Below are 8,498 nucleotides of genomic sequence, written 5' to 3' on the forward strand. Positions count from 1 at the left end.
TATCTTTTTGGGGAGTCGATATCTGTATTCCATGCTACATAAGCTTTTCAGCTTGTTTGTCCCCCTGTCAGCTACTCACCCTCAGCAGGAAAAACCTATTTAGCAGAACTGCCTTGGGGTTATGAAGGAGAATGGGGACCTGGAATAAAAGCCTTAGTCATTAGCCTATACTACGGGGGCAACATGACCCAAGGCAAATTATTAGAGTTTTTAGAAGATATTGGCATATCCATATCAGTCGGATATCTATCGAACCTACTGATTAAAAACCAAGTGGAGTTTGAAAGCGAGAAAAATGAAGTATGTGCGTCAGGACTAGAGAGCAGTCATTGGCAACACTTAGACCAAACTGGTGCGCGGGTGGGTGGGGTGAACTATACCACTAATGTAATATGCAACCCTTTCTATACAATCTACTTGACCACTGCCAAAAAAGACAGATTGAGTGTAGTCAAAGTATTGCAAAATGCCCCAGAACTGGAGTTGATTCTCAATCAACTTACAGACAACTTACAAAGAGACTTTCCCAATCCCAACTAAATGGAAAAATGCTCTGAAACTATTACCTCAAGAAACTGTGTTGAGCGAAGCAGAGTTTAATGCCCTACTTGATACATATCTACCCAAACCAGGTTCTCAGCACCCGACTCGAATTATAGAAGCAGCAGCGATTGCTTTCTATCATCAACAAACTGATTGGCCAGTAGTGCAAACTCTGGTCTGTGATCATGCTCCCCAATTCAAATTACTGACTGATAATATTACTTTGTGTTGGGTACATGAGGGACGACATTATCAGAAGTTGACTCCTTCGTTTTCAGGAAATAGACCAACGTTTTGAGGCGATAGACCAACGTTTTCAGGAAATAGACCAAAGATTAGACAAACTCGACTATAAATCTGACACCTACGAAAAAGCCTCCGAGAAAGTGCTGAGATTAGCCACGACCTTTATTATCGCAGCCGCCACCGTAGCGGTTTTACCCTCGGCCTTTCAGGCAATCGGACCCCTATTAACCCAGATCATCGCCGCCGGCAATAACTAACTTGTGATCAAGACTTGACGATTGCATGGTATGATAAGGGTTTTGGAACTATTGTTTTAGGTCAAGATCATGGTGAAACGAATGCAGGTTATCCTCAATCAAAAAGTCAGCAAATTAGGTGAAAATGGCGATGTGGTGGAAGTGGCCCCCGGTTATGCGCGCAATTACCTTATCCCCCAAGGTGTGGCCGTTTTAGCCACCAAAGGCGCGATTAAACAGGCAGAATTTAGGAAAGAAAAAGAGCGTCAACGTCTCCTCGCCGAAAAACAAGAAGCGGAAACCAGAAAAACTGCGATCGAAAAACTCAGTCCCTACAGCATCCCTAAACAGGCGGGAGAAAATGAGGCAATTTTTGGTACTGTCACCAGTCAAGATGTGGCTACGGTTATTCTAGAAAATGCTAAATTAGAAATCGATCGCCGTGGTATTACCGTCCCCGATATCGGTCAATTGGGAGTCTATAAAGTACAAGTCAAACTCCATCCCGAAGTTAGTGCCGATATCGAAATTAAAGTAATCGCACAATAACAATTATCGGGTCATAGTTATCAGTAATCAGTGAAAACTTATCAGAGCAATTAACTAGCTGATGGCTGATAGCTAATAGCCATTCACATCTCAAAAACTATGACTCATCCCACGGATATAAAAACCCTAGCACGCTGGATGGCGGCGGATTTTAGTAATCAAGAACAAGCTTTTGCTAATCCGCCTTTTTTTGCCCATATTCGCGTGTGTATGCGTCCTCTACCCGATGAATTACTGGAGGGAACCAGTTTGTTTTTAGAGCAGGCCTACGATTTTATGCTCAATACTCCCTATCGTTTGCGAGTATTTAAATTGTCGGTAGTCGATGACCATATTGAACTAGAAAACTTTAAAGTTAAAGAGGAAGCTAACTTTTTTGGTGCTTCTAGAGAACCCCACCGTCTCAAAAATCTCACCTTAGACCTATTAGAACCGATGCCGGGTTGTGATATGAATGTCACCTGGACTGGTAACAGTTTTAAAGGGGTGGTGAAACCGGGTAAACAATGTTTAGTCTTTCGCAAAGATAAAATGACTTATTTGGATAATAGTTTTGAAATTAGTGAACGGGGATTAATTAGCGTTGATCGTGGTTTAGATCCCGAAACCGATCAATTAGTCTGGGGTTCGATCGCCGGTCCCTTTGAGTTTGTGCGTTGCGCCAGTTTTGCCGAGGAAGTATGAGAAAAATTCTTGGTTTTTAGCTATGAAAATCGCCACATGGAATGTCAACTCGATTCGCAGCCGACAAGAACAGGTAATTAACTGGTTACAACTCAATCCCGTTGAGGTTTTATGCTTGCAAGAAACTAAGGTAATCGATCGAGATTTTCCCAGAGAAGCTTTTGAATCTTTGGGTTATCATCTCTATCTCTCTGGACAAAAAGCCTATAATGGTGTGGCGATTTTTAGCCAAAAACCCCTGGAGGATATCACTGTGGGATTTAGTCCCATTATCGGCGAAAATTTAACGGGAGAACTGGACGAACAGAAACGGCTAATTACTGGAGTAATCGGCGATATTCGGATTATTAATCTCTACGTTCCTAACGGTTCTTCTCTAGATAGTGACAAATATATTTATAAGCTTAAATGGTTAGAAACTCTCAGGAAATATCTAGATAAAATAATTAATTCTCAACCCCAAGAATTATGTATCTGTGGTGATTTTAATATTGCCTTAGAAGATAAAGATATTTATGATCCCAAGGGCAAAGAAAATCATATTATGTCTTCAGCTAAAGAAAGAGAAGCTTTAGAAAAGGTCTTAGAAATTGGCTTACAAGATGCCTTTAGAAAATTCACCTCGGATCCAGGACATTATAGTTGGTGGGATTATCGCAGCGGTGGTTTTGCTCGTAACCGAGGTTGGCGAATCGATCATCTTTATTTAACTCCTCAGCTATACGAAAAAGCCGTTAATTGTCTAATTGATCGAGAACCCAGAAAACAAGAAAAACCTAGCGATCATACCCCTGTTATTCTGGAAATATCAAGCAAAAATAGCTAAAGGATCAACCTAGACTTTGCACAGCCAGAATTTTGCTCTCTTAGCTTCCCTAAGTAGGGACTTTCACCTTGAGGATTTATTCGGTAACGAGAAAATGCTATGATTCGGGTTGAATTTACCAAGTTTATTAAATTATGCGTTCTCCCCAATTAATTGTTCTATTGCTCGGTTTATCCCTTCTCCCCGGCATCTCCCCCCCTTTGGTCAATGCTAATCCCTCGATAGTGCCAGTAAAACAATCGAGTAATCGCGATTGGGGACAAAAAATTAGCGAAGCGGAAATTAAAGCAATGATTCAAGACATTGAAACCGCTATTAAAGACAAAAATATCGCCCTAATCCTCAAACACTATGCCCCGTTTATTTCCTCGCAATTGACCATTAAAACCGATGCTAGTACCGAAATTTTTGAGTTAAATGGCATCACGGAACATAAAATATTTTTAGAGGAATCCTACAAAAATATTAAAAGTATAGAGGTTCTTTCTGAGAATTGGGACGTGGATATTCTTGCAAATAACGAGATGGCGATTATCACTCGCGAGCGGGTAGTCAATATTACCAACACCGAGGGTGATAACTATATAGTGGCATCGGCAGCGGTGGCTAAAGTCGCTCCCATCGACGGTAAATTGAGGATCTTTTCCATTCAAGAAACCGCCGAAGTGGGACGCAGACCAAAAAAATAATCAACCTCTCCGGTTGGGACTGGACCAACCCGACTCCCGCCGTCTTCGTCCCTCGATAAAACCGTCATCGTAGTCCCTAGAATTGCGCGGATTATCATAGCGGGCAAAGTTAAAACCGTCCTCTAGTCCGCGCTGAAATTCTTGCTCTGGTGGCACAAATCGATAACGTTGTCTATTATCCTGTACCGCCCGGTTGATTAACAAGGCCCCCGCTCCAATACCAACGGCCTCACCAAAGGTTAAAGACTTAGCATAATCGATGTTAATTGTCAAGAAAGTTGTTGTTAAAATTAAGGCTTTTCCCCAATGCTGACCCATAAAATCCTCCTTCAAAAAATCAAGTTGACAAAGAAACCATTACAGATACAGAGTTTCTCATAAAATCGACCACCGACTTGCCAAAACGAAAACTTTGTACCTCATCATTACGATAACTGCTATAAGTTAGATTTGGAAGAATGGGAGTGAAAGCGAATCCCCAAGAAGACGTCGTAGAGGAAACTCCAGAAATTCTTACCTTGCAGTAAACCTAAAGACTGTTCACACTCTTTTGCGTCTAAAAGCGGTTTAGTGGCATAGTATGCCGGTTGGTACTTGTACCAGGGAATCGACGGCCAAAGATGATGCACTAGATGATAATTCTGTCCTAAAATCAGCAGATTTAAGAGGGGACTGGGGTAAACGCGGGCATTTTTCCAACGATTGCGCTCTTGGAAAGGACGATGGGGGAGATAATCGAAAAATAAACCGAGGGCAATTCCCACCACTAAAGCGGGAACAAACCAAAAATTCATCACATAGCTGATAAAACCGTATTGACAGGCGACGATGACTATGGTAGCCACAAAAAGACGACTGAGGAACCATTCCAGCAGTTCGTATTTCCGCCAGAGTTGCCGCTTAAAAAAGAAAATCTCGTGATAAAAAAATCTGGCCGCAATCATCCACAAAGGGCCGCCAGTGGAGACAAAATGATCCGGATCATTTTCGGGATCGTTAACGTGAGCGTGGTGCTGTAAATGGACTCTAGTGAAGACCGGAAAGGCAAAACCGAGCATTAAAGCACTGCCATGACCTAAAATAGCATTAAATAGCCGATTACTATGGGCAGAATTATGAGAGGCATCGTGGATAACTGTCCCCGATAAATGTAAAGCGAGGACATTAGCACTAAAACAAATCCAGTCAGGCCAGGACCAGAGCCAATACCCACAGGTAGATAGGGTTATTAGGCTCAAGGCACTGAAAAACATGGTAACGTTTGGGTTGAAGCCCCCCGGTGCTTTTAAATACTCTTTGGGGACTGTCAGCAACATCTCGGCCGACTGCATTATGGGTGTTGCTCCTTATTGTGTTCGCTTTACTGGCGTAAATTATCATACTACGGCTTTTTCATAAAGTTTTGTAACATTATCTTAATTAATCTAAAGTTATGAAGAAAGTAAGGATTTGTTATATGGTCTTCCCCCCCAGTCCCCGAGGGAAAGCGAGGCTACAAGAGAAAATCACGGGCGCTTAACGCCAGTTTCGCACTTAAACGATTAAAAAATTCGGCTAGAGACTCGGCTTGAGAGGGAGCGATCGCCTGTTTCCCCCCTATCACCGATTCTACTCTATCCCGATCGCCGAAAATATCCACAAGACACTCCCTATCGATATCGAATTCATCCAGTAACGATTCTAACGTAGCGGTAGGATTTGTTCGGGCGATCGGATAATGTTTCCGCTCGTATTCTTCCACTAATAACACCAATAAATCGAATAATAGTCCTTCGTCATTGCTTAACTCCCGTGACATCATCCCTTCAATTATGCTTAAAAATCGCTCGTATTCTTGGGAGTTATTAATCGGTTTCGGTTGATACTGCAAGAGTAAATCACCATAGGTTAATGGATTAGAAGTAGGGATCATTTTTCCAGTTCTCCTTATTGTATTCAGCGTGACTTAGAATATATTTAACGAAAATGGTTTGACGAGAATAATTGATGTCAGCGATTAAACGGTATTTGTTTCCCTTGATATTAAAAACTGTAAAATTTCCCACCGCCTCCGCTTTCGGGTAGCGACCTTGAACCTCTACTAAATTTTTCCAGCTAGCCTTACTAGCGAAGTTATACCAATCCCTAAGAGCTTCTTCTGCGTCCGAGTGGCGTTCCCAAAACTCTCCTAATTTGACTTTACTGATCACGCCCATCGATCGCTAGTTTTATTGTTCTCTTTAACTTAGATAAACATCGATCGCTCTGATAATTATAGTGTATGCCAATTTTACCGATCGCCCCTCGCACCCCAGAAAAGCGCACCACTTCGCCGCTCTCTTGGGAGATCGCCCTAAATCCCGAATCGAGTAATCAATAGCTAGATAAAGCATAAGAAATATAAATAGCAACAACCTTGACAAAATCGGGGGGGGGGTAGAATACGTGGGAATTTAGCTAAACAATGTATTCTATGCCCCTCAAAAGTTCCCTTTGTTATTCCGTCGCCCTCGCCACGGTAGCCACCGCCACCCTTGCACCGGTTGCCAGCGCCGCAACTTTTAACTTTTCCTACACCTCCAGCGCAGGAACGATCACTGCGACGGTTGACGGAACCCTGCAACCAGATAACAACACGGTATTCGTCAGTTCTATCAGTAATACCACCTTTAACGGCTCTCCCGCCCCCGCTCTTCCGTTGATAGGTTCTTATCTCAATAGCATTCTTGCTGGTGGTGGTGTTGTAACGGGTCAGGCGGTGCTATCCTTAGACGGATCGGGACTGGATTTTATCGCTTGTGCCACCACGGCTTGTCCTAGCTCATTCGGCTTTTTACCCGCTGGCTTTCTATTTCCGGTTGACCTTTTCGTTCCCGCCGGTGGCTACGGTTCTGTTGGCGAACCCTTCGTTATCACCAATTATTCCCTGACCCCGGCTGGCACTCCCACCGTTCCCGAACCAGCGACGGTTCTCGGTTTACTCTCCGTTGCCGGGGTGGGTCTTTTGTGCAAAGGCCGGAAACTGGAAGGGTAATTTTGACCGATTGATCCCCCCTGCCCTCCTTGATAAGGGGCGTGCCGATAGCCCGGGGGATCACCCTTGATAAGGGTAGGGTCGTTTCATGCTCTCAAATGTCATTCTCTCAAATCTTTATCTGATACTAAATCCGTTGAGTAACGCACAGAAAACGGGTTTCTCGGAGAAACCCGTTTTCTAGTCATGCAAAAGGCAAAGGGGAATAAATAATCAGTTTTTAATAACCAGATTTAGTATGACAACGTTTTTAGTCGATTTCTCGGCAATATATATCTGAAAATTTCTAAAAACGTCGTGCTTTGCTTGCCTCATAAGCGATTAAAGGTAGCAAAAAAAAGAATTAGATTCGGAGAATGAATCAGCCCTACCGACATCGGGGGGGCAAGAGGGGGGAGAGAGGAGTAGGATGTCTGCCATGAATAAAGAAAAATGGTATTAGATGCGCCAACAGCTTACTATGGACTAAGAATACTAAGCTTTTGACTAGAATGGATGACTATCGGTGGCCAAATAAATAAAGCAGACCTAACCGACAGTATCGACGGATTAACCATGGCAGAATGGATTATTTACAAAGAATTTCGCTTTGAAGCAGCCCATCATTTACCCCATTACGAAGGTAAATGTCGCCGTCTCCACGGTCATAGTTGGCTAGGACGCGTCTATGTGAAAAGTAATCATTTACAGCCCCAAGGCTCACAACAGGGAATGGTGATGGATTTTGGTGAAATTAAACAATATTTACAGCCATTACTCGATAATTTTCTCGACCATCATTATCTCAATGAAACCACTGGTTTAGAAAATCCCACCAGTGAAGAATTATCGCGCTGGATCTATGAAAAATTGGCAAAAGCTGGTTTACCCAACCTTCATGCCGTCGAAATCTGCGAAACCTGTACCTCTGGATGTACCTATTATCCCTAATCGGCAAGCTATCATTAGCTAGGATGGATTGCAAACCTATCCCACGAAAATTATAAGATTCCCAGTCACAATCCTCTAAGATGAAGGAGGTAGGAGAAACCTAATATGCTATCTACTGCCAAGAAACTTTATGACACAGACTTTAATCTGTGGGTAGAAGAAACTGCTAAATTACTTAAAGAAGGTAAGTGGGAGTACCTCGATTTAGAAAATCTGATTGAGGAAATTGAGGCAATGGGGAGGAGTGATAAAAAGGCTTTGAAAAGTAATTTATAAAAGCTATTGCTTCACCTCCTTAAATGGCAGTATCAACCCTCTAAACGTTCTCATAGTTGGCAGTATTCTATCACCGAACACTGTTTGAGATTGTTAGAAGTTTTTGAAGATAGCCCCAGTCTCAAGGTATATTTTGAGGAAGTTTTTGATCAGTGTTATCAAAATGCTTGCCTACTTGCCGCTAGAGAAACAGGGTTAGATAAAAAAACTTTTCCTCAAATCTGTCCTTTTGCCAAAACTGATATCCTCAATCCTGAATATCTACTGGATTAATAAGTAGTCGTGCAAAATTAATTTCCTAGTCGAGACGGGAGACGGGAGACGGGAGACGGGAGACAGCTATTAGGGATCGGATTTGATTTTTCAGTTCACTGTTTCCTCACACCAGAAGTCTGACGGAGTAGTGGCTTAGATGTGTAATTAATTTTGCTTAGGTACTTATAACCTGATTATCCTAGCATTGTTCCCAGTATTATTACTACTAATACTATCCATAAAAGGTGTCC

The 8,498-nt window shown here is 42.5% G+C and carries 11 protein-coding genes and 1 pseudogene; 8 read left to right on the forward strand and 4 right to left on the reverse strand.

Features of this window, described 5'->3' with window-relative positions; all coding sequences use genetic code 11:
• Window positions 1-183: 183 nt before the first annotated feature.
• The 5 genes from MICAI_RS26450 to MICAI_RS12760 all read left to right on the forward strand — a co-directional run bounded on the left by MICAI_RS26450 (window position 184) and on the right by MICAI_RS12760 (window position 3,773).
• Entirely contained in the window at window positions 184-540 is a 357-nt protein-coding gene (locus tag MICAI_RS26450; RefSeq protein ID WP_008202521.1) for a hypothetical protein, read from the forward strand.
• 575 nt (window positions 541-1,115) lie between these two features.
• Window positions 1,116-1,574: a 50S ribosomal protein L9 gene (rplI, locus tag MICAI_RS12745; RefSeq protein WP_008202527.1), complete on the forward strand. Its 459-nt coding sequence runs from the start codon at window positions 1,116-1,118 to the stop codon at window positions 1,572-1,574.
• A 99-nt stretch (window positions 1,575-1,673) separates the two neighbouring features.
• A complete protein-coding gene (locus MICAI_RS12750; RefSeq protein WP_008202529.1) occupies window positions 1,674-2,258 on the forward strand; it encodes a chromophore lyase CpcT/CpeT in 585 nt (194 codons plus the stop codon).
• A 22-nt stretch (window positions 2,259-2,280) separates the two neighbouring features.
• Window positions 2,281-3,084, forward strand: a complete 804-nt coding sequence (gene xth / locus MICAI_RS12755; RefSeq protein WP_008202532.1) for an exodeoxyribonuclease III — start codon at window positions 2,281-2,283, stop codon at window positions 3,082-3,084.
• 134 nt (window positions 3,085-3,218) lie between these two features.
• Complete coding sequence (locus MICAI_RS12760) at window positions 3,219-3,773, forward strand: hypothetical protein (RefSeq protein ID WP_008202534.1); 555 nt, start codon at window positions 3,219-3,221, stop codon at window positions 3,771-3,773.
• Here MICAI_RS12760 and MICAI_RS12765 read toward each other — a convergent pair whose 3' ends face one another.
• From MICAI_RS12765 to MICAI_RS25015, 4 genes are all read right to left on the reverse strand, one after another.
• On the reverse strand, window positions 3,774-4,091 hold the full coding sequence (locus tag MICAI_RS12765) for a hypothetical protein (protein ID WP_002763627.1): 318 nt from the start codon (window positions 4,089-4,091) through the stop codon (window positions 3,774-3,776).
• 119 nt (window positions 4,092-4,210) lie between these two features.
• Window positions 4,211-5,104 (reverse strand): beta-carotene hydroxylase, encoded by an 894-nt coding sequence (crtR, locus tag MICAI_RS12770; protein WP_008202538.1) that lies wholly within the window; start codon window positions 5,102-5,104, stop codon window positions 4,211-4,213.
• Window positions 5,105-5,265: 161 nt separating this feature from the next.
• Window positions 5,266-5,685 (reverse strand): helix-turn-helix domain-containing protein, encoded by a 420-nt coding sequence (locus MICAI_RS25010; RefSeq protein WP_004163265.1) that lies wholly within the window; start codon window positions 5,683-5,685, stop codon window positions 5,266-5,268.
• Window positions 5,669-5,968, reverse strand: a complete 300-nt coding sequence (locus tag MICAI_RS25015) for a type II toxin-antitoxin system HigB family toxin (RefSeq protein WP_008202541.1) — start codon at window positions 5,966-5,968, stop codon at window positions 5,669-5,671. Before MICAI_RS25015 ends, MICAI_RS25010 begins: the two co-directional genes overlap by 17 nt.
• Before the next feature lie 257 nt (window positions 5,969-6,225).
• Here MICAI_RS25015 and MICAI_RS12785 point away from each other — a divergent pair, with 257 nt between their 5' ends.
• From MICAI_RS12785 to MICAI_RS12795, 3 genes and pseudogenes are all read left to right on the forward strand, one after another.
• A complete protein-coding gene (locus MICAI_RS12785) occupies window positions 6,226-6,786 on the forward strand; it encodes a PEP-CTERM sorting domain-containing protein (RefSeq protein WP_008202545.1) in 561 nt (186 codons plus the stop codon).
• A 555-nt stretch (window positions 6,787-7,341) separates the two neighbouring features.
• Window positions 7,342-7,716: a 6-carboxytetrahydropterin synthase QueD gene (gene queD / locus MICAI_RS12790; RefSeq protein WP_039900104.1), complete on the forward strand. Its 375-nt coding sequence runs from the start codon at window positions 7,342-7,344 to the stop codon at window positions 7,714-7,716.
• Window positions 7,717-7,821: 105 nt separating this feature from the next.
• Window positions 7,822-8,265, forward strand: a pseudogene (locus MICAI_RS12795) (DUF29 domain-containing protein).
• Window positions 8,266-8,498: the final 233 nt, after the last annotated feature.

Source organism: Microcystis sp. T1-4 (assembly GCF_000297435.1).
Lineage (GTDB): Bacteria > Cyanobacteriota > Cyanobacteriia > Cyanobacteriales > Microcystaceae > Microcystis.

Excerpts from the sequence above, each read along its gene's own strand:
- queD (WP_039900104.1), top strand. The coding sequence starts at position 7,342 with ATGGCAGAATGGATTATTTACAAAGAATTTCGCTTTGAAGCAGCCCAT.
- MICAI_RS26450 (WP_008202521.1), top strand. The coding sequence starts at position 184 with ATGACCCAAGGCAAATTATTAGAGTTTTTAGAAGATATTGGCATATCC.
- MICAI_RS12765 (WP_002763627.1), bottom strand. The coding sequence starts at position 4,091 with ATGGGTCAGCATTGGGGAAAAGCCTTAATTTTAACAACAACTTTCTTG.
- MICAI_RS12785 (WP_008202545.1), top strand. The coding sequence starts at position 6,226 with ATGCCCCTCAAAAGTTCCCTTTGTTATTCCGTCGCCCTCGCCACGGTA.
- MICAI_RS12750 (WP_008202529.1), top strand. The coding sequence starts at position 1,674 with ATGACTCATCCCACGGATATAAAAACCCTAGCACGCTGGATGGCGGCG.
- xth (WP_008202532.1), top strand. The coding sequence starts at position 2,281 with ATGAAAATCGCCACATGGAATGTCAACTCGATTCGCAGCCGACAAGAA.
- MICAI_RS25010 (WP_004163265.1), bottom strand. The coding sequence starts at position 5,685 with ATGATCCCTACTTCTAATCCATTAACCTATGGTGATTTACTCTTGCAG.
- MICAI_RS25015 (WP_008202541.1), bottom strand. The coding sequence starts at position 5,968 with ATGGGCGTGATCAGTAAAGTCAAATTAGGAGAGTTTTGGGAACGCCAC.
- crtR (WP_008202538.1), bottom strand. The coding sequence starts at position 5,104 with ATGCAGTCGGCCGAGATGTTGCTGACAGTCCCCAAAGAGTATTTAAAA.
- rplI (WP_008202527.1), top strand. The coding sequence starts at position 1,116 with ATGGTGAAACGAATGCAGGTTATCCTCAATCAAAAAGTCAGCAAATTA.
- MICAI_RS12760 (WP_008202534.1), top strand. The coding sequence starts at position 3,219 with ATGCGTTCTCCCCAATTAATTGTTCTATTGCTCGGTTTATCCCTTCTC.